The 19,088-nt window shown below is 64.9% G+C and carries 15 protein-coding genes; 8 read left to right on the top strand and 7 right to left on the bottom strand.

The features are described from left to right. Nucleotides 1–9: 9 nt before the first annotated feature. Both NKH37_RS14645 and NKH37_RS14650 read right to left on the bottom strand, forming a co-directional pair. Entirely contained in the window at nucleotides 10–2,463 is a 2,454-nt protein-coding gene (locus NKH37_RS14645; RefSeq protein WP_352483992.1) for a GcvT family protein, read from the bottom strand. After that, nucleotides 2,460–3,344, bottom strand: a complete 885-nt coding sequence (locus tag NKH37_RS14650; RefSeq protein ID WP_353005354.1) for a phosphotransferase — start codon at nucleotides 3,342–3,344, stop codon at nucleotides 2,460–2,462. The genes NKH37_RS14645 and NKH37_RS14650 overlap by 4 nt, the downstream gene beginning before the upstream one ends. 435 nt (nucleotides 3,345–3,779) lie before the next feature. On the opposite strand from NKH37_RS14650, the gene NKH37_RS14655 reads away from it, so the two are divergent. The 7 genes from NKH37_RS14655 (at nucleotide 3,780) to NKH37_RS14685 (ending at nucleotide 11,306) form a co-directional block, all read left to right on the top strand. Further along, complete coding sequence (locus tag NKH37_RS14655) at nucleotides 3,780–4,556, top strand: DeoR/GlpR family DNA-binding transcription regulator (RefSeq protein ID WP_352548939.1); 777 nt, start codon at nucleotides 3,780–3,782, stop codon at nucleotides 4,554–4,556. Between the two features lie 66 nt (nucleotides 4,557–4,622). After that, entirely contained in the window at nucleotides 4,623–5,549 is a 927-nt protein-coding gene (locus NKH37_RS14660) for a LysR family transcriptional regulator (RefSeq protein WP_023717947.1), read from the top strand. A 198-nt stretch (nucleotides 5,550–5,747) separates the two neighbouring features. Next, complete coding sequence (locus tag NKH37_RS14665) at nucleotides 5,748–6,902, top strand: ABC transporter substrate-binding protein (protein ID WP_353005334.1); 1,155 nt, start codon at nucleotides 5,748–5,750, stop codon at nucleotides 6,900–6,902. 182 nt (nucleotides 6,903–7,084) lie between these two features. Beyond that, the gene (locus NKH37_RS14670; protein WP_352483990.1) at nucleotides 7,085–8,083 is read left to right on the top strand and encodes an ABC transporter ATP-binding protein; all 999 of its coding nucleotides are present in this window, start codon (nucleotides 7,085–7,087) and stop codon (nucleotides 8,081–8,083) included. 14 nt (nucleotides 8,084–8,097) lie between these two features. Further along, nucleotides 8,098–9,048, top strand: a complete 951-nt coding sequence (locus NKH37_RS14675; protein WP_352484000.1) for an ABC transporter permease — start codon at nucleotides 8,098–8,100, stop codon at nucleotides 9,046–9,048. Beyond that, nucleotides 9,038–9,853, top strand: coding sequence for an ABC transporter permease (locus tag NKH37_RS14680; RefSeq protein ID WP_352483989.1), 816 nt, complete (start codon nucleotides 9,038–9,040; stop codon nucleotides 9,851–9,853). Before NKH37_RS14675 ends, NKH37_RS14680 begins: the two co-directional genes overlap by 11 nt. A 25-nt stretch (nucleotides 9,854–9,878) precedes the next feature. Beyond that, nucleotides 9,879–11,306: a gamma-aminobutyraldehyde dehydrogenase gene (locus NKH37_RS14685; protein WP_352483988.1), complete on the top strand. Its 1,428-nt coding sequence runs from the start codon at nucleotides 9,879–9,881 to the stop codon at nucleotides 11,304–11,306. Nucleotides 11,307–11,355: 49 nt separating this feature from the next. Here the strand turns inward: NKH37_RS14685 and nhaA are convergent, their stop codons facing one another. The 5 genes from nhaA to NKH37_RS14710 all read right to left on the bottom strand — a co-directional run bounded on the left by nhaA (nucleotide 11,356) and on the right by NKH37_RS14710 (nucleotide 18,233). Next, nucleotides 11,356–12,549, bottom strand: coding sequence for a Na+/H+ antiporter NhaA (nhaA, locus tag NKH37_RS14690; protein WP_352640675.1), 1,194 nt, complete (start codon nucleotides 12,547–12,549; stop codon nucleotides 11,356–11,358). A 91-nt stretch (nucleotides 12,550–12,640) separates the two neighbouring features. After that, complete coding sequence (locus NKH37_RS14695) at nucleotides 12,641–13,204, bottom strand: ActR/PrrA/RegA family redox response regulator transcription factor (RefSeq protein ID WP_023676342.1); 564 nt, start codon at nucleotides 13,202–13,204, stop codon at nucleotides 12,641–12,643. A 63-nt stretch (nucleotides 13,205–13,267) separates the two neighbouring features. Continuing rightward, nucleotides 13,268–14,593, bottom strand: coding sequence for an ActS/PrrB/RegB family redox-sensitive histidine kinase (locus tag NKH37_RS14700; protein WP_352717814.1), 1,326 nt, complete (start codon nucleotides 14,591–14,593; stop codon nucleotides 13,268–13,270). A 91-nt stretch (nucleotides 14,594–14,684) separates the two neighbouring features. After that, on the bottom strand, nucleotides 14,685–17,267 hold the full coding sequence (gene hrpB, locus NKH37_RS14705; protein ID WP_353005335.1) for an ATP-dependent helicase HrpB: 2,583 nt from the start codon (nucleotides 17,265–17,267) through the stop codon (nucleotides 14,685–14,687). A gap of 75 nt (nucleotides 17,268–17,342) precedes the next feature. Beyond that, on the bottom strand, nucleotides 17,343–18,233 hold the full coding sequence (locus NKH37_RS14710) for a DMT family transporter (protein WP_352640679.1): 891 nt from the start codon (nucleotides 18,231–18,233) through the stop codon (nucleotides 17,343–17,345). Nucleotides 18,234–18,259: 26 nt separating this feature from the next. On the opposite strand from NKH37_RS14710, the gene NKH37_RS14715 reads away from it, so the two are divergent. Continuing rightward, nucleotides 18,260–18,949 carry a PIG-L deacetylase family protein gene (locus tag NKH37_RS14715; protein WP_352717818.1) on the top strand — a complete coding sequence of 230 codons (690 nt, stop codon included), beginning with the start codon at nucleotides 18,260–18,262 and terminating at the stop codon, nucleotides 18,947–18,949. Nucleotides 18,950–19,088: the final 139 nt, after the last annotated feature.

The raw sequence follows: 19,088 nt of genomic DNA on the forward strand, positions 1-19,088 counted from the left end.
CGGAAGGCTCTAGGCCTTCACCTTTGCTCCCGCCGGATCGTAAAGCGGCTCGAGGTGGATTTTAGCCGGCGTCCGTTCCATCGCCACCACCAGCTCGTAATCGCCGGAGGTGAGGAAATCATCGCCGACGCCATCGGCATTGCGCACATAGCCGTAGCCGATGTTCTTGCCGACGGTATAGCCATAGCCGCCGCTGGTGAGATAACCGACGGCCTCGCCATTGCGCAGGATGGTCTCACGCCCCAGCAGCACGATATCCGGATCATCGACTGTGAAGCCGGCAAAACGTTTCCTGAGCGCCGCGCCGTCGAGCTTTTCAAGCGCCCGCCGGCCGAGGAAATCGGTGTTCTTCCTGAGCTTCACCGCCCAGCCGAGGCCGGCCTCCTGCGGCGTGTCGTTGGGCGTGATATCGGCGCCCCAGGCGCGGTAACCTTTTTCCAGCCGCAGCGATTCTAGCGCCCGATAGCCGACCGGGCGAATGTTGTGGACAGCGCCCGCCGTCATCAGCGCGTCGAAAACCTCGCCCGTCGCCGCGATCGGCGCATGCAGCTCCCAGCCGAGCTCGCCGACATAGGTGACGCGCAGTGCCCGAATGACGTGGCCGGCAATGGCGATCTCGCGAACATGGCCGAACGGAAAGGCGGCGTTCGAGACGTCGGCATCGGTCACCGCTGACAGCACGTCGCGGGCGCGCGGCCCCATCAGCGACAATGTGCCGAACTCCTCGGTGACGTCGGTCAGCGTCACGTCGAACTCGCTGCCGATATGATCGGCAATCCAGGAGAAATCATGCGTGCGGAAACCGGTGCCGGTGACGATGTAGAATTTCTCCTCATCGAGCCTCGCCACGGTCAAATCGGCCTCGATGCCGCCGCGCGTGTTGAGGAGCTGCGTGTAGGTCAGCCGGCCGACCGGCTTGGCAACGTCGTTGGCGCAGATCCAGTCCAGCGCCTTCAGCGCGTCGGCACCGGTCATTTCGTATTTGGCGAAAGACGACTGGTCGAAAATGCCGATCTTTTCGCGCACGTGGCGGTGCTCGTCGCCGACGGGTGAAAACCAGTTCTGCCGGCCCATCGAATAGAGGTCCTTCGGCTCGATGCCTTCCGGCGCGAACCAGTTCGGCCGCTCCCAGCCAAGTTTCGAGCCGAACACGGCGCGATGTTTTTGCAGCCGTTCGTATAAAGGCGAAACGATGCGTGGCCGGCCGCTGACATATTCCTCGTGCGGGAAGCCGATCGTGTAGTGCTTGCCGTAGGCTTCCAGCGTGCGGTCTCGGACCCATTGCCGGTCGCGGTGCAGATCGGAAAAGCGGCGGATGTCGACCACCCACAGATCGAGCGGCGCCTCGCCGTCGACCACCCATTGCGCCAGCACCCAGCCGGCGCCGCCGCCGGATGCAATGCCGAAGGCGTTGAAGCCGGCGCCGACGAACATATTGGGGCATTCCGGCGCCACACCGAGGATGAAATTGCCGTCCGGCGTAAAGCTCTCCGGACCGTTGATCATCTGCTTGACGCCGACATTGGTGAGCGCCGGGACACGCTCGATCGCCTGGCTCATATGCTGCTCGAAATGATCGTAATCATCGTCGAACAGCCGGAACTCCCAATCGTCCGGCACATCGCCGCCGGGCAGACCGGTCGTCCAGGCCTGCGGGTTCGGCTCGTAGCCGCCCATCACCAACCCGCCGACCTCCTCCTTGAAATAGGTGCGGCGATCGGGGTCGCGAATCGTCGGCGCATCGGTCGCCAAGCCGTCGATCCTCCCGGTGATGATGTACTGGTGCTTCACCGGCTGCAGCGGCACGTTTATGCCGGCGAGCGCACCCACCTGCCGCGCCCATTGCCCGGCGCAGTTCACCACCTTGTCGCAGGCGATATCGCCCTTGCTGGTCTTCACCGCGGTGATGCGGCCGTCTCTCATTTCGAAGCCGGTGACCCGCACCTCCTCGAACAATTTTGCGCCGTGCATGCGCGCGCCCTTGGCCAGCGACTGGGTGATGTCGGAAGGGCTTGCCTGACCGTCGCTGGGCAGCCAAGAAGCGCCGACGAGGTCGCCGGTTTCCAGCAGCGGCCACATTTCCTTGACCTCGGTCGGCGACAGCAGATGCATGTCCATGCCGAAGCTCTTTGCCGTCGTTGCCAGCCGCTTATACTCGGTCCAGCGGTCGGCATTGGTGGCAAGCCGCAGGCAGCCGGTCATCTTCCAGCCGGTGGCAAGGCCGGTTTCGGCTTGCAGCCCTTTGTATAGATCGACCGAATATTTGAGCACCCGCGTGATCGACGCCGACGAGCGCAGCTGGCCGACCAGCCCGGCAGCATGCCAGGTCGAGCCCGAGGTCAGCTTGCCCTGTTCGAGCAGCACGATTTCGGCCTTGTGGTCGCGCGCCAGATGATAGGCCGTCGAACAGCCGATGATGCCACCGCCGATGACGACGATGCCGGCCTGGGCGGGCAAGGTCATGGCCGCATCCCGTATTTTGTCCTGTAGTTTTCCAGGGCGGCTTCGAGCCGCGCCAGGTTTTCGTCGGCGTAGGCGGCGTAGTCGACGCCGGGCGCATCGAGGTAGAGCTCGGAAACCATGCCCCACATCGCCTCGCGCAGCAGCGACGCGCATTGCATGGCGGCGTGCGAGCGCCGTATCGCTTCGTCCGGCTCCTTCATGAAGTAGGCGGTCAGGAAGGCGAAGGATTCCTCGTCGCTCATGCCGGCATTGGAAGCCGCGCCGGCAAGGTCGAACATCGCGGTGTTGAAGCCGGCATATTCGAAATCGATGAGCCATAGCCTGTGACCGTCATCGATTATGTTAGCCGGCAGAAGATCGTTGTGGCCGAAGACGATCGGCAGCAGTTTTTGCGCGCGCTCGAGCTCGTCCGCCAGCGTCAGCAGGCGTGGCAATTCGCCCAGCTTGCGGCTGCCGCCTTCCTCCAGCGTGCGCGCATAGTCGCGAATGACGTGGAATACCCAGAACATGAAGCCGGCGCCGGAGACATGACCGGGCATCTCCCGGTGGAAACCGCGCAGCAACGCGGCGACGCGGCCGAGATCGGCGCGCACGTCTTGCGCGACATAGGCCTTGGCGCCGAGATACTCCGTCACCATGACGCCGGGTCCGGTGTAGCGGACCGCCGGAGCGAAGCCTGCCGCGTGTGCTGCCCGCGCGGTCATCATCTCGCGCTCGCGAAAGACATGGTGGAACGGATAGTCCTGGCCGAGGCGAACGACATGCCGCCCGGCCGCGTCCTTGACCAGATAATTGGCATTGCTCAGGCCGCCCGGCAGCGGCGCAATGTCGATGCTGCCGGTCCAGCAAGGCAGCGCACGGATGCGGTCTTCGACAGTCACGATCTCGTCCAACATTGGGTCAATTTTCCACGCATGTCATGGCTGGCCAGCGATGACAATCGGACGGAGGAATGGAGGCAACACGAAGATCTCGTCGGTGCAGATCTCGGGATCGGTATCCCGCACCGCACCGACGAGCCCCTTTGTGCCGGGTTCTTCGACGCCGGCATCCGCCCCCGCGGATCCTAGATTTCGGTTCCCTCGCACCCGAGGATTTCCCAGGCGTTCAGGCAGGCGATTTTTCGTGCGGCTCAGCCGTCGGCCTCCGTTCCGGGCCTGTCACAGCGATAATGTCGCGCCAGGCTGGAGACGTTGTCAACGCGAAATTGTGGTGTTTTCTGCTTTTTTGCCCGAATGTTGCGAAATATGTTGGAGTAAGTGGCATTTATGCCGTAGAAACGGTCAATGGTGCAACAATTCGACCGGTTGGAACCGATGGGCCACTCGAAGCGGCATGGCGAAATCCTGCGCCTCCTCAAGGAGGAAGGCACCGTCACCATTGCCAGCCTGGCTGACCGGCTGGGCGTCTCGCTGGAGACGGTACGCCGCGATGTCAAGCCACTGACCAGCGATGGTTCCATCCTCAAGATGCATGGCGCCGTCGGCCTGCCGTCGATTGCCGGCGAAGCGCCGTTCGAGCGGCGCATGCGTGAGAACGCCGATGCCAAGCGGGCAATTGCCCGCATGGTCGCTGCCACCATCCGCGACGGCGAGTCGATCATGCTCGACACCGGCACGACCACGAGCTTCCTGGCCCGCGAGCTGCTCGGCCACCGGCGGCTGACGGTCGTCACCAATTCCTCCGACATCGCCCGCACGCTGGCCACCGTCAACGGCAACAAGGTCTATATGGCCGGCGGCGAGCTGCGCAGCGATTCCGGTGCTGCTTTCGGCGTCTCAGCCATCGAATTCGTCAGCCGCTTCTCCGTCAGCCACGCGGTGATTTCGACCGGCGCGGTCGATGCCATCACGGGTGTCATGGACTATGACCTCGAAGAGGCTGAGTTCGCCCGCATGGTGCTGTCGCGCGGCCAGCGTTCGCTTGTCGTCACCGACCACAGCAAATTCGGCCGGCAGGGTCTGGTTCAGGTCTGCGGCTTCGACGGCTTTTCCGAACTCGCGACCGACCGTCCGCCGCCGCATGACATCGCCGCCGCCCTTGCCCAGGCCGGCGCGCGGCTCAGCATTGCGGATGGCGGAAGCGAGGACTGAGCTCTATCGGGAGAACGGCACCAGCACCCACTTCCCAGCGCCGCCTCTGCCGTGTTTAGTCCGGCCATGGCTTTCACCATCCGCCAATTGCAGTTCTTCATCGCCGTCGCCGAGCAAGGCACGGTGTCGGGCGCCGCCCAGAATCTGTCGATCTCGCAATCCTCGGTCACCGAGGCGATCAAGGAGCTGGAGCACGATCTCGGCGTCGAGCTGTTCGAGCGCCACCCGCGCGGGCTGAACATCACCCACAAGGGCCACCAGTTCCTGCGCCATGCGAGGAAGATCCTTGCCGACGTTTCCGATGCGCGCCGCGCCTTCTTCGGCGAACAGATCGCGGCAAGCGGGCGGCTGCAACTTGGCGTCACCTCGCTGGTCGCCGGCTATGTGCTGTCCGATCTTCTTGCCCGCTACCGCCGCGCCTATCCGGGTGTCGAGGTCTCGGCGATCGAGGACAATGGCGACTATCTCGAGCACCTGTTGATCGGCGGCAAGCTCGACATTGCGGTCATGGTCACCTCGAACCTGCGCGACCGCACCGCGCTGCAGTCCGAAATCCTCGAAGTCTCGGCCTACCGGCTGTGGCTGCCGCTCGGCCATCCGTTGGCCGGTGCCGACATCATCGGCATCGGCGATATCGCCTCGGAACCGCTGATCATGCTGACCGTCGACGAGATCGAGGAGAATACCGGAAAGCTGCTGACGGCGATCGGCGCCAAACCGCACGTCGCATTCCGCACCCGCTCGGTCGAAGCGGTGCGCAGTCTCGTCGCCACCGGCGCCGGCGTGGCGCTGCTGCCGGACCTCGTCTACCGGCCATGGTCGCTGGAAGGCGACCGCATCGAATCGCGCGATATTTCGGGATCGTTGCCGGTCGTCCAGGTCGGCATGGTCTGGCGGCGCGGCTCCGGCCTGCCGCAGGCGGCGCGCGACTTCATCGGACTTGCCCAGTCGCAGCGCATGGTGCGCCAACGGCCCGAGAAGATCGGCCGGTGATGTATCGGAAAAACCGATATCGGCTTTCTGATAAATGAATTTGCGAAACCGGAAATTTCGCAGCACTTTTGAGCCAGGGAACAAAGCTGCCGCAGGAGCACGGCCCCTTAGAGCCGCGCATCCAACGTTTGAACGGGCGCATGACCTTTTCCGAAAACCGAAACCGGTTTCGAGGTCATGCAAAATGGGAGATCGACGATGAATTCATTGCTGAAATCATGCACTGCCTTGACGGTCGCGCTGACCTTCTCCGGCCAGGCCATCGCCCAGGTCAAGGAGCTGGGCAAGGGTGAAGGCGAGGTCAATATCGTCGCCTGGCCGGGCTATATCGAGCGCGGCGAAACCGACAAGGGCTATGATTGGGTCACCTCGTTCGAGAAGGAAACCGGCTGCAAGGTCAACGTCAAGAACGCCAACACCTCCGACGAGATGGTTTCGTTGATGAACGAAGGCGGTTTCGACCTTGTCACTGCCTCGGGCGACGCCTCGCTGCGCCTGGTTGCGGGCAAGCGCGTCCAGCCGATCAACACCGACCTCATCCCGAGCTGGAAGACGGTCGACGACCGGCTGAAGGATGCGCCCTGGTTCACCGTCGGCGGTGTCCATTACGGCGTGCCGTACCAATGGGGGCCGAATGTGCTGATGTACAACACCGAAGTGTTCAAGGAGGCGCCGAAGAGCTGGAACATCGTGTTCGAGGAAATGAAGCTACCCGACGGCAAGTCGAACAAGGGCCGCGTCCAGGCCTATGACGGGCCGATCCACATTGCTGATGCCGCCAACTACCTGATGGCCCACAAGCCGGAGCTCGGCATCAAGGATCCGTACGAACTGACTGAGGACCAGTACAAGGCTGCGCTCGACCTGCTGCGCGTCCAGCGTACGCTGGTCGGACGCTACTGGCATGACGCTGCCATCCAGGTCGACGATTTCCAGAACGAAGGCGTCGTCGCCTCCGGTTCATGGCCCTATCAGGTCAACACGCTGATCGCGGCCAAGAAGCCGGTCGCCTCGACCATTCCCGAGGAGGGCGTCACCGGCTGGGCCGACACCACCATGATGGAGGCCGATGCGGCCCACCCGAACTGCGCCTACATGTGGATTGAGCATTCGCTGTCGCCGAAAGTGCAGGGCGACGTCTCCGCCTGGTTCGGCTCGCTGCCGGTGGTGCCCGCCGCCTGCAAGGGCAACGAACTGCTCGGCGAAGAGGGCTGCAAGACCAACGGCTACGACAATTTCGACAAGATCAAGTTCTGGAAGACGCCGGTCTCGAAATGCGCCACCCAGAACGACCAGTGCGTGCCCTATTACCGCTGGGTGTCGGACTATATCGGCGTCATCGGCGGACGGTGAGTTCGTCTCACCTACGAAGCTCGGCGCTGCCCCTCACCCTTACCCTCTCCCCGTGAAGAACGGGGGGTCGCCAGCGTTGGAGCGCCTCCCTTCTCCCCGTCCACTACGGGAGAAGGTACCGGCAGGCGGATGAGGGGCAGCGCTACCCTGAATTTGATGAGCCTGACAGATCAGGACAACCCATGACCCCCGCCGTTTCTTTCCAAAAAGTCTCCCGCCATTTCGGCAGCGTGCGTGCCGTCGACGCGGTCGATCTCGACATCGTGCCGGGCGAGTTCTTCGCCATGCTCGGGCCATCCGGCTCGGGCAAGACGACGTGCCTGCGCCTCATCGCCGGGTTCGAGCAGCCGACGGCGGGCTCGATCTCGATCTTCGGCGAACGCGCCGAGGGCGTGCCGCCCTATCGCCGCAACGTCAACACCGTGTTCCAGGATTATGCGCTGTTCCCGCATCTCAACGTGCTCGACAACGTCGCCTATGGGCTGATGGTCAAGGGCGTAGGCAGACCGGAGCGGCAAAAGGCGGCGGAAGAAGCGCTGGCGCTGGTGCGGCTTCCCGGCTACGGCGCGCGTCGCCCTGGCCAGCTTTCCGGCGGCCAGCGCCAGCGCGTCGCGCTCGCCCGTGCGCTGGTCAACCAGCCCAAGGTGCTGTTGCTCGACGAGCCGCTCGGCGCGCTCGACCTCAAGCTTCGCGAGAACATGCAGGAGGAGTTGAAATCGCTGCAGAAGGCGCTCGGCATCACCTTCGTGTTCGTCACCCATGACCAGGGCGAGGCGCTGTCGATGGCCGATCGCGTCGCCGTCTTCAACGACGGCAAGATCATGCAGATCGGCACGCCGGAAGACATCTACCAGCGCCCCAAGACCCGCTTCGTCGCCGATTTCGTCGGCTCGTCCAACGTACTGCCGCCGGATTTCGTCCAGCGCTATGCCGGCCAGCATCGCTGGGGCAGCCTGCGCCCTGAATCCATTCGCATCGGCCGGGCGGCCAAGGGCGACGGCGTTGCGGCTCGCCTGGTGTCGACCAACTATCTCGGCGCGACGATAAGACTGGCGCTCGATGCCGAAGGCTTGCGGCTGCATGCCATCGTGCCGGCGGGTGCTGCCTTGCCCCGGGAAGGCGAGGCGGTGGTGCTCACCTTCAACCGCGAGCATTTGCATCTGATGGACGAGCTGGGATGAGCCTGGACGCCGCCATGCCGCGGGCCACGACCCCCGCCATCCTGCCGGGAAGCGGCGGCCTGCGCGGCGCGCTCTCCGACCTCTTCTGGCGCCGGCCCCAACTCCTGCTTCTGCTCATGCTGCTGCCGCCGGTTCTTTGGCTCGGCATCGTCTATATCGGCTCGCTGTTCGCGCTGCTTTTGCAGAGCTTCTTCTCGATCGACGAGTTCTCCGGCCTCATCAACCGCGAGTTCACGCTGAAGACTTATGGCGACCTGCTGCAGGCCGCCAATCTCGACATCATCCTGCGCACGGTAACGATGGCGGCGCTGGTGACGTTTGCGTCGGCGGTCATTGCCTTTCCCATCGCCTATTACGCGGCGCGCTATGCGCGCGGCCGTTGGAAGGCGTTGTTTTATCTCGGCGTCATGCTGCCGCTGTGGTCGAGCTACCTGGTCAAGATCTATGCCTGGAAGCTGATCCTCGCCAAGGAAGGCATCCTGACGTGGCTGCTGACCAAATTGCATCTTCTGTGGCTGCTTGATGCCTGGCTGTCGCTGCCGATCGTCGGCGGCAACTCGCTGTCGGTATCGTCCACCGGCACCTTCATCGTCTTTGTCTATGTCTGGCTGCCGTTCATGATCCTGCCGGTGCAGGCGGCCCTCGAGCGCGTGCCGGGCAATCTGGTCGAGGCTTCTTCCGATCTCGGCGCGTCACCCGGCCAGACCTTCCGCAACGTGCTGTTCCCGCTGGCATTGCCGGGTATCGTCGCCGGTTCGATCTTCACCTTCTCGCTGACGCTCGGCGACTACATCATTCCGCAGATCATCGGCACCTCGCGGCTGTTCATCGGCCAGGCCGTCTATTCGCAGCAGGGCACCGCCGGCAACATCCCGCTCGCCGCCGCCTTCACTGTGGTGCCGATCGTCATCATGGGCTTCTATCTCTGGGGCGCCAAGCGCATGGGGGCCTTCGATGCGCTCTGACCGCGGCCAATCCGCGCCGATCGGCCTGAAGCTCGCTGCCACCGGGGGCCTGCTTTTCCTGCACCTGCCGATTCTGCTGATCTTCGTCTATGCCTTCACCACCGAGGAGAAGAGCTTCGTCTGGCCGCCGCCGGGCCTGACCACGCAATGGTTCGCCGTCACCTGGAACCGCCCCGACGTCTGGCAGGCGCTGTCGCTGTCTGTACGGGTCGCGGCGATCTCGACCGCCATCGCGCTGGTCCTCGGCACGCTCTGCGCCGCCGCCGTGTCCCGCACAAAATTCTTTGGCCGCGAAACCATATCGCTGCTGGTCATCCTGCCGATCGCGTTGCCCGGCATCATCACCGGCATTGCGCTGCGCTCGGCCTTCGCGCTGGCCGAAATCCCGTTCTCGTTCTGGACGATCGTCCTCGGCCACGCCACCTTCTGCGTGGTCGTCGTCTACAACAATGCGGTCGCCCGTTTCCGCCGCACGTCCGGCTCGATGATCGAGGCGTCGATGGATCTCGGCGCCGACGGTTTCCAGACCTTTCGGCATGTCGTGCTGCCCAACATCGCAACCGCGCTGCTGGCCGGCGGCATGCTTGCCTTTGCGCTGTCCTTCGACGAGGTCATCGTCACCACCTTCACCGCCGGCCAGCAGCAGACGGTGCCGATCTGGATGCTCGAAGAGTTGATCCGTCCGCGCCAGCGTCCGGTCACCAATGTCGTGGCCATGGTGGTGGTGCTGGTGACGCTGCTTCCCATCCTCGCTGCCTATTACCTGACCCGCGACGGCGACCAGATCGCCGGTTCGGGCAAATGATCTCGTTCATAAGGGAGAGACTTCCATGGACACGCAGATGCTGATCGGCTCGAAATTCGAAAAAGGCACCGAGACCGAGGAACCGATCCTCAACCCGAAGACCGGGGCGAGCATCCTCAATCTGCCCGAGGCCAGCCCGGCGCAGATCGAGGCGGCGGTGCTTGCCGCCGAAAAAGCCTTCGTCACCTGGTCCCGCACAACGCCGGCGCAGCGCGCCGGCTATCTCCTGAAGATCGCCGATCGCATCGAGGCCGCGGCACAGGATTTCGCGGCGCTCGAGGCGCTGAACTGCGGCAAGCCGATCAATGCCGTGCTTAATGACGAGATCCCGGCGATCGTCGACTGCTATCGCTTCTTTGCCGGTGCGGTCCGCTCGATGCCCGGCCAGGTCGCCGGCGAATACATTCCCGGCCACACCTCGATGGTCCGCCGCGACGCCATCGGCGTTGTCGCGTCGATTGCGCCGTGGAACTATCCGCTGATGATGATGGCCTGGAAGCTGGCGCCGGCGATTGCCGGCGGCAACACCGTCGTCTTCAAGCCGTCGGAACAGACGCCGCTGACCGCGCTGAAGCTTGCGAAAATCCTTGCCGAGATCCTGCCGGAAGGCGTCGTCAACGTCGTGCTCGGCCGCGGCGACAGTGTCGGCAACACGCTGATCAACCACCCGAAGGTCAACATGATCTCGATCACCGGCGACGTCGCCACTGGCAAGAAGGTGCTGCAGGCCGCCGCCAAATCGGTCAAGCGCACACATCTCGAGCTCGGTGGCAAGGCGCCCGTCATCGTCTTCGACGACGCCGATCTCGGTGCAGTGGTCAACGGTCTGCGCGCCTTCGGCTATTACAATGCCGGCCAGGACTGCACCGCCGCCTGCCGCATCTATGCCGGCAAGAAGATCTACGACAAGCTTGTCGCCGACCTCTCCGCTGCGGTCTCGACCATCAAGTATGATCGCCCCGACGATACCGAGAACGAGATCGGCCCGCTGATTTCGCGTCGCCAGCGTGATCGCGTCTCGAGCTTCGTCGAGCGCGCGTCTGAGCTCAAGCACATCGAGATCACCACGGGCGGCAAGCCGGGCGAGGGCTCCGGCTTCTTCTACCAGCCGACCGTCGTCGCCGGCGCGCTGCAGGAAGACGAGATCGTGCGCCGCGAAGTGTTCGGCCCGGTGGTTTCGGTCACCCGTTTTTCCGAAGTCGACGAGGCGGTGAACTGGGCCAATGACTCTGACTATGGCCTGGCGTCATCGGTGTGGACCAAGGACGTTTCGCGCGCCATGGCGACGGCCGCCCGCCTGCAATATGGCTGCACCTGGATCAACACCCACTTCATGCTGACAAACGAGATGCCGCATGGCGGGTTGAAACAATCCGGCTACGGCAAGGACATGTCGCTCTATGCGCTGGAGGATTATACAGCCGTCCGCCACGTCATGATTGCGCACGGGTAGGGTCCAGATGCGGGAGAAGGTGGCCTGAAGGCCGGAAGTGGCGGCGCGACTATTCTTCCGCCTCGTCCGTCCCGTCCGCCGCCGGCGCCACCAGCAGCACGGTGGCGCCGAGGAGCGCGGCGATGAAGGAGCCGGCGAGGATGCCGACCTTGACCGCGTCCTGCAGAGCGACGTCGCTGGCGAAGGCGAGCAGGCCGATGAACAGGCTCATGGTGAAGCCGATGCCGCAGAGCAGCGAAATGCCGATCATGTGCAGCCAGCCGGCATTGACCGGCAGATCGGCGAAGCCGAGCCGGATGGCAAGCGCAGAAGACCCGAACACGCCGACCAGCTTGCCGGCGACGAGGCCGGCGGCGACGCCGAGCGTCAGCGGCTCGGCCAGGGCGGCAGCGCTGAGACCGCCGAGCGAGACGCCGGCGTTGGCAAAGCCGAAAATCGGAATGACGAAAAAGGCGACGACTTTGTGCAGGCCGTGTTCGAGCCGGTGCAGCGGCGAATGGTCGAGATCGTGGCCGCTGCCCAGCGATATCTTCAATGGAATGGTGAGGGCCAGCGCGACGCCGGCAAGCGTCGCATGGACGCCCGATTTGAGCACCAAAACCCACAGAACGATGCCGAGCAAGACGTACGGCAGCAACGTCAGCACCCGCATGCGGTTGAGCACCACCAGCAGCGCGATGACCGAGAAGGCGGCGCCGAGATAGGCGAGCGACAGGCCGCTGGTATAGAACACCGCAATGATGAGCACGGCGCCGAGATCGTCGATGATGGCGAGCGCGGTGAGGAATATCTTCAGCGAGCCCGGCACGCGGCTGCCGAGCAGCGACAGCACTCCGAGCGCAAAGGCGATATCGGTGGCGGTCGGGATCGCCCAGCCGGACAGAGCGGCCGGATCGTTGCGGTTGATGGCGACGTAGACCAGTGCCGGCACCGCCATGCCGCCGGCGGCGGCGATGCCGGGCAGCACGCGGCGCGGCCAAGTCGAGAGCTGGCCGTCGAGCATCTCGCGCTTGATCTCGAGGCCGACCAGCAGGAAGAACACCGCCATCAGGCCGTCATTGATCCAGTGCGAGACGCTGAGCGGTCCGAGATAGGCGTGGAGGGCGGAGAAATAAGCCTCGCCCAGCGGCGAATTGGCGACGATCAGGGCCAGCGCCGCCGCAGCCATCAGGATGAGGCCGCCGGCCGCCTCGCTGTCGAGGAATTCGCGGAGCATGGAGACCAGCCGCTTTTCGTCCTGCATGTCGCCTCCGTCGTATCAGCGGCAAGGTCCGACACCGCCAAGCGATGATGCGCAAACAGCGCTGGCCGGGCAAGCCTGCAGTCAGAGCCTTTTAGCGCGGCGCGCGCTTGGCGAGGATACGCTGCAGCGTGCGGCGATGCATGTTCAGCCGGCGCGCGGTTTCCGAGACGTTGCGGTCGCACATTTCATAGACGCGCTGGATGTGCTCCCAGCGTACCCGGTCGGCCGACATCGGATTTTCGGGCGGTGCTGCGCGTTCGCCCGCCGTGCGGGTCAGGGCTGCAAAGATGTCGTCGGCGTCGGCCGGCTTCGACAGATAGTCGATAGCGCCGAGCTTCACCGCCGTCACCGCGGTGGCGATGTTGCCGTAGCCGGTGAGGATGATGGCGCGGGCATCGTCGCGCTTCTCGCGGATCGCGGCGACGACGTCGAGGCCGTTGCCGTCGGCCAGCCGCATGTCGACCACCGCATAGGCCGGCGGATTGGCGCGCGCCTTGGCAACCGCTTCCTCGACGCTCTCTGCCGTCTCGACGACAAAACCCCTGGTTTCCATGGCGCGGGCAAGCCGCGTCAGGAACGGCTTGTCGTCGTCGACGATCAGCAGCGAGGTGTCCTCGCCTTCGACCATTGCGCCAATCGTTTCGTCAGTACTCATCGTGCTGAAAATCCTGCTGCCTGATTTTTACGCAAATATAGTTTCGCAACGCTATTGTCCAATTTAGGCCGTGTCGAACATGGTGGCCGAAGCCTGCTCGGGATTGAGGAAGACGCTGCGCGGCCACGATATCTGCACGATAGCGCCCTCGCCGGGCTCGCTCGAATTGCGGAAATCGAGCGTCGCGCCGGAGCGTTCGAGCAAGGTCTTGGCGATGAATAGGCCGAGGCCGAGGCCGCCGCCGGCTTCGGTGCCTTGTCGCGTTGACATATAGGGTTCGCCGATGCGGTCGATGATCTCGGGCGGAAAGCCCGGCCCGTCGTCGATGATCGTGAAGCTGACAACGGCCTCGTTCCAGCTCCAGCGCACGGTGACATTCTTGTGGGCGAAGTCGACGGCGTTCTCGACCAGATTGCCGAGGCCGTAGATGACGCCGGGATTGCGCCGGCCCACCGGTTCCGGGCCGATGCGCTCGCCCGGCCGAAGCTTAATCGAGATGCCGAAATCGCGGTGCGGTGCCGTCACTTCCTCGACCAGTGAGGTCAGCGGCAGGCGCGAGAGATGCACCTCGCTCTCGGAGGACAGGCTGGTCAGGCGCTTCAGGATTTCGCGGCAGCGCTCGCTCTGCGAACGCAGCAGCTTCACGTCCTCGCCGTATTTGGGATCTTCGCCAAGCGCCTTCTCCATCTCCTTGGCGACAAGCGCGATCGTGGCGAGCGGCGTGCCGAGCTCGTGCGCGGCGGCGGCGGCGAGGCCGTCGAGGGCCGAGAGATGTTGCTCTCGCTGCAGCACCAGTTCGGTGGCGGCAAGCGCGTTGGCAAGCAGCCGCGCCTCCTCGGCCACCCGGAAGGCATAGATCGCGGTAAAGGCGATGGAGCAGAACACCGCCATCCACATGCCGGCGACATAAATGAACGGCATCGCCAATGGCGCGCCCTCATGCCAGGGCAGCGGCAGGTGGTAAAAGACCAGCAGCGTCGCCGCCACGATCACCAGCGCGCCGAGCATGGCGGTCAGCCGTAGCGGCAGCGACGTCGCCGAGACGACGACGGGCACGGTCATCAGCAGCGAAAACGGATTGGTGAGGCCGCCGGTCATGTAGAGCAGGCCGGCAAGCTGCAGGCTGTCGAAGGTCAGGATGGCAAAGGCCGAGGGCGGGGTAAGCCGATGCGCCGCCGGATAGCGGAAGGTCAGCAAAAGGTTCATCCAGGCCGAACAAGCGATCAGCGCAAAACACATGCTGACCGGCAGCGGAAATTTCAGCCCGTAAGCGACGACAAGCACGGTCAGGCTCTGGCCGACGATGGCAAGCCAGCGCAACCTGATCAGCGTGTTGAGGCGCAGCCGCTGGCTTTGCTGGAAGTCGGGTGCGTGCAGGATGTTTATCATGGCCAATGATTATAGAGGGGAAACAGCCGGAGGTCTTTTCCGAAAAAGCGCCGAAGCTGGCCTTCCGTTCGGGATAACAGTCCGGGAATCATTAGGTACCGCGCGGTTTGGCGCGGCTCGTTGCGGCGGCGAGAAGCGGGTTCTCCGGCCAGACATGCCTGGGATAGCGGCCGCGCATGTCTGTCCGCACATCGGCCCAGGAGCCGCGCCAGAACCCGGGCAGGTCGCGCGTCGTCTGGATCGGCCGGCGCGCCGGTGACAGCAATTCGAGCGTCAGCGGCACAGTGCCGTTGGCGATCGCGGGATGCCGGTCGAGGCCGAACAGCTCCTGCACGCGGATTGCCAGTACCGGCCATTCGCCGTCATAGCGGATCGGCAGCCGACTGCCCGACGGCGCGTCGAAATGGGTCGGCGCCAATGTGTCGATCTTGCGCTGCAATTCGTGCGGTACCAGCGTCATCAGGCCTTGCGAAAGCACGCTGGGATCGATCGCGGCAAAGGATGCGGCGCCGGAAAGGAACGGCAGCAGCCAGTCGTCGAGGCGCTCGACGAGCGCCGCATCGGAGACATCGGGCCATGGCGCACCGAGGCCGCGATGCAGCCAGCCGAGCCGCTGCCGCAACGTCTCCGCTTCCCTGCTCCACGGCAGCAGCGACAGGCCGTGTTCGCGCAAGGCGTCGAGAATGGCGCTGTCTGCGTCGGCACCGGTCGGCGCCGGCAGCATGCGTTCGGACAACGTGATGGCGCCGAGCCGAGCCGTTTCGCGCACCCGCACCGCGCGCCTATCGCGGTCGAAGCTCACCTCGCGGCGAGTCTCGATCTTTTCCGCCAGCGCGGTGCGGATGTCGGCCTCGTCGAGCGCCGCCGCCGCGGTGATGCGGGCGTTCTGCGCCTTACCCTGCAGATCGGCGACGACGAGCCAGGTCTCGCCGGCCAGCGGGTCGGAGGCGTCGAGCATGGCGCCGGAGCCGTTGGCAAGCACGAAGCGGCCACGCTCGCCGCGCGCTTTAGCGACCCGGTCCGGCCAGGCATGGATGAGGAGAGCGCCGGCGGTGCTGCCCTCTCCCTTGAGGGGAGGGTCGATCCGCGTAGCGGACCGGGGTGGGGTCGGTTCGGGCACGCCATCGGCGACCCCGCCGCGTCTCCCTCGTCTCGCTGCGCTCGGCTCGCTCGCCGACCCTCCCGTCGAGGGGGAGGGTGAAGCCTGCTTTGCCAACCTCTCGGCCAGCTGCCGGGCAGCGGTGGCACGCGGCGATCTTTCGGCATGAAAGCGCATCAGCCGCCGTTCGAGATCGGCACCATCGCCGCCAAGGCCGCGCTCGGTGAGCAGCATGGCCAGCATCGCCGCCTCGAGCGCCTGGCCGGTCCTTGCCGCCTCGGCGACCATGTGGGCGAGCCGGACCGGCAGAGCCAGCTTGCGCATCGCGGCACCGGCCTCCGTCAAGCGCCCTGCCGCATCGACGGCATCGAGCGCGCGCAGCAGCGCCCTTGCCTCGTTGAGCGCCGGAGCCGGCGGGGGGTCGAGGAAGGACAGGCTCGTCGGATCGGCAACGCCGAACGCCGCGCAATCGAGCAACAGGCCGGAGAGATCGGCTTCGAGGATTTCCGGTGGCGTGAAGGCCGGCAGTGCCGCTGTCTGCTCGGCCCGCCACAGCCGGATAGCGACGCCCGGCTGTGTGCGCCCGGCCCGGCCGGCACGCTGGTCGGCGGAAGCGCGGGAAGCACGCACCGTCTCCAGCCGCGTCAGGCCGCTGGCCGGCTCATAGCGCGGCAGCCGCGACAGGCCGGAATCGATGACGACGCGCACGCCGTCGATGGTGATGGAGGTTTCGGCGATCGACGTCGCCAGCACGACCTTGCGACGGCCGGGCGGCGCCGGCTTGATCGCTGCGTCCTGCGTCCTGTTGTCGAGCATGCCGTAGAGCGGCACGATGTCGGTGTCGGCGCCGACCTTGCCCGCCAGCCGCTCGGCGGTGCGCTCGATCTCGCGCTGGCCGGGCAGGAAGACAAGCACGCTGCCCTCCTCCCCGGCAAGCGCCGAGCGGATCACCCTGGCCATGGCATCCTCGATGGTGACGCCGGCCGGCCGCTCGTCATAGCGGATGTCGACCGGAAAGGCGCGGCCTGCGCTCTCGATCACCGGCGCGCCGGAAAGCAATTTTGCGACACGCGCGCCATCGAGCGTCGCTGACATGACCAGCAATCTGAGGTCGGGCCTCAGCGCACCCTGCACGTCGAGCGCCAGCGCCAGCCCGAAATCACCGTCGAGCGAACGTTCGTGGAACTCGTCGAACAACACCGCCGAGACACCAGGCAGCTCGGGATCGTCGAGGATCATGCGGGACAACACGCCTTCGGTGACGACGACGATCCTGGTCTTCGCGGAAGTCCGGTTTTCCATGCGCATGGCATAGCCGACGGTTTCACCGGGCTCTTCGCCAAGCAGTTCGGCCATGCGGCGGGCGGCAGCGCGGGCGGCGAGGCGGCGCGGCTCGAGCAGGATGATCTTTCCGGCGCCGAGCCATTGCGCATCGAGCAGCGTCAGCGGAACCAGCGTCGTCTTGCCGGCGCCGGGCGGAGCCACCAGCACGGCGCTGTTACCATGGCTCAGCGCTTCATTGAGCGCCGGCAAGACCGCGGAGACCGGCAGGTCCGGCAAAGGTTTTGTCGTCATTGTCCTATGATGTGCAGCCAGTTGGCAGCGATCGCATATCAGCGGTGGCGGTCGCCGCGCAACCTTGGTACCAGCTCAAAGTCGGGTCCGCGAAAAAGGGTTCCAGCGCACCGTGCCAAGCCGCACCTCCTCGCGCACCATCGTCAGCAGGCCCGAGCCGCCGACCACGGCGAGCCCGACCAGCGACAGAAAATCGGGATATTCCCTGAAGAACAGCGCGCCCAGAACCACCGCCCAGACGATTTGCGAATAATGCGTTGGCGCGATGCGGTTGGCCGGCGCGTATTTGACCGCCAGCAGATGCAGCAACTGACCGCCGGCGGTAAAGGCGCCGGCCAGCACCAGCCACGCCCATTGCCTGCCATCCGGCAGCGAGAACGAGGTAGCCGCCGCACCGACGCCGTTGAAGAGCAGGCCGTAGCCGATCAGCACGCCGAGCATCGTCGTGCGCTTTTCCTGCGCGGCGAGCGAACGCATCAGGATGACATTGGTGGCGGCCAGGAAGGCGATGATGAACGCCGCCAGATGACCAAGATGCAACTCGCGAAACCCAGGCCTGACGACCAGCATCACCCCGGCAAAGCCAGCGACGACCGCCAGCCACCGCCATGGGCCGACCTTCTCTTTGAGGACGAGCGTGGCCAGGATGGTGACGAACAGCGGCGCCAGGAAGATCAGCGCATAGACTTCCGCCAGCGGGATGGTGGTGAAGGCGTAGACGCTGAGCACGCCGGAGGCGATGCCGGCCCAGGCGCGGGCCTGTACCGCCCAAGGCCGTGTCGTGCGCCAGAAATCGCGCCAACGCTCGCCTGGCGGCCTGGCAAAGAGCAGAAAGCAGCCGGCAAACAATGTCGAGAAGAAGCCGATCTCGAAGACGTTGAACTGCCCGCCCAGGCTTTTGACAACCGCGTCGCTGCACGAATAGCTTGCATAGGCGATGAGAGCGAGCAGAATTCCGTTGGGCACGTTTTCCATTTCCGGGAGGGATGAGAGTGAAGATATTGGCGCTTGGCGCGCATCCGGACGACATCGAGATCTTCATGTTCGGTACGATGGCCGCCTATGCCGCGCAAGGCGCAGAACTCTTTTTTGCCGTAGCCACGGATGGCGCCAGGGGCGGCTACGGCGATCCGGCCGCGCTTGCCCGCACGCGCCGCAAAGAGGCGACGGCGGCGGCCGGTCTGCTTGGCGTGACGCCGCGCTTCATCCATTTTCCCGATGGCGCGCTGGTGGCGGACGCCGCCCTGATCGGGGCGCTGAGAGCACTGATCGGCGAGATAGGGCCGGATCTGGCGATTACCCATGCGCCGAACGACTATCATGGCGACCACCGCGCGCTGTCGGACGGCGTGCGCATCGCCGCGTCATTCTCGGTGCCGGTACTGCATGCCGACACGCTCGGCGGCACCGGGTTTTCGCCGACGCATTACGTCGATACCTCCAGGCATTTCGATCTCAAGGCGGAGGCGATCCGGGCGCATCAGTCGCAGGATCCCGAGCGTTTCGTCAATGCGGCGCGCACGCTGAACGCCTTTCGCGCCGGCCAGTGCAACGGCCCAGCCGGAGCGTTCGCGGAGGCCTTCCGCTTCGAGCCGGTCTTCCCCTTCGCCGACATCCGCGCCCTGCTGCCGCCGCCCCCAGCGATCCGTCCGGTGACGGTCAGCAACAAGACGGTGACCTAGGCGGGCGCCGCAACTCCGACATTGCTCCCCGATTCGACATGCTGCGGTGCAGCAACGAATTCGCTTGCCTTGTTTAGTAAAAATTGCATCACTAAACAAATTACTAAACATCCGACGTGTTGCCGCGCCGTTGTGTTTA

The organism is Mesorhizobium sp. M1217 (assembly GCF_040318275.1).
Classification (GTDB): Bacteria; Pseudomonadota; Alphaproteobacteria; order Rhizobiales; family Rhizobiaceae; genus Mesorhizobium.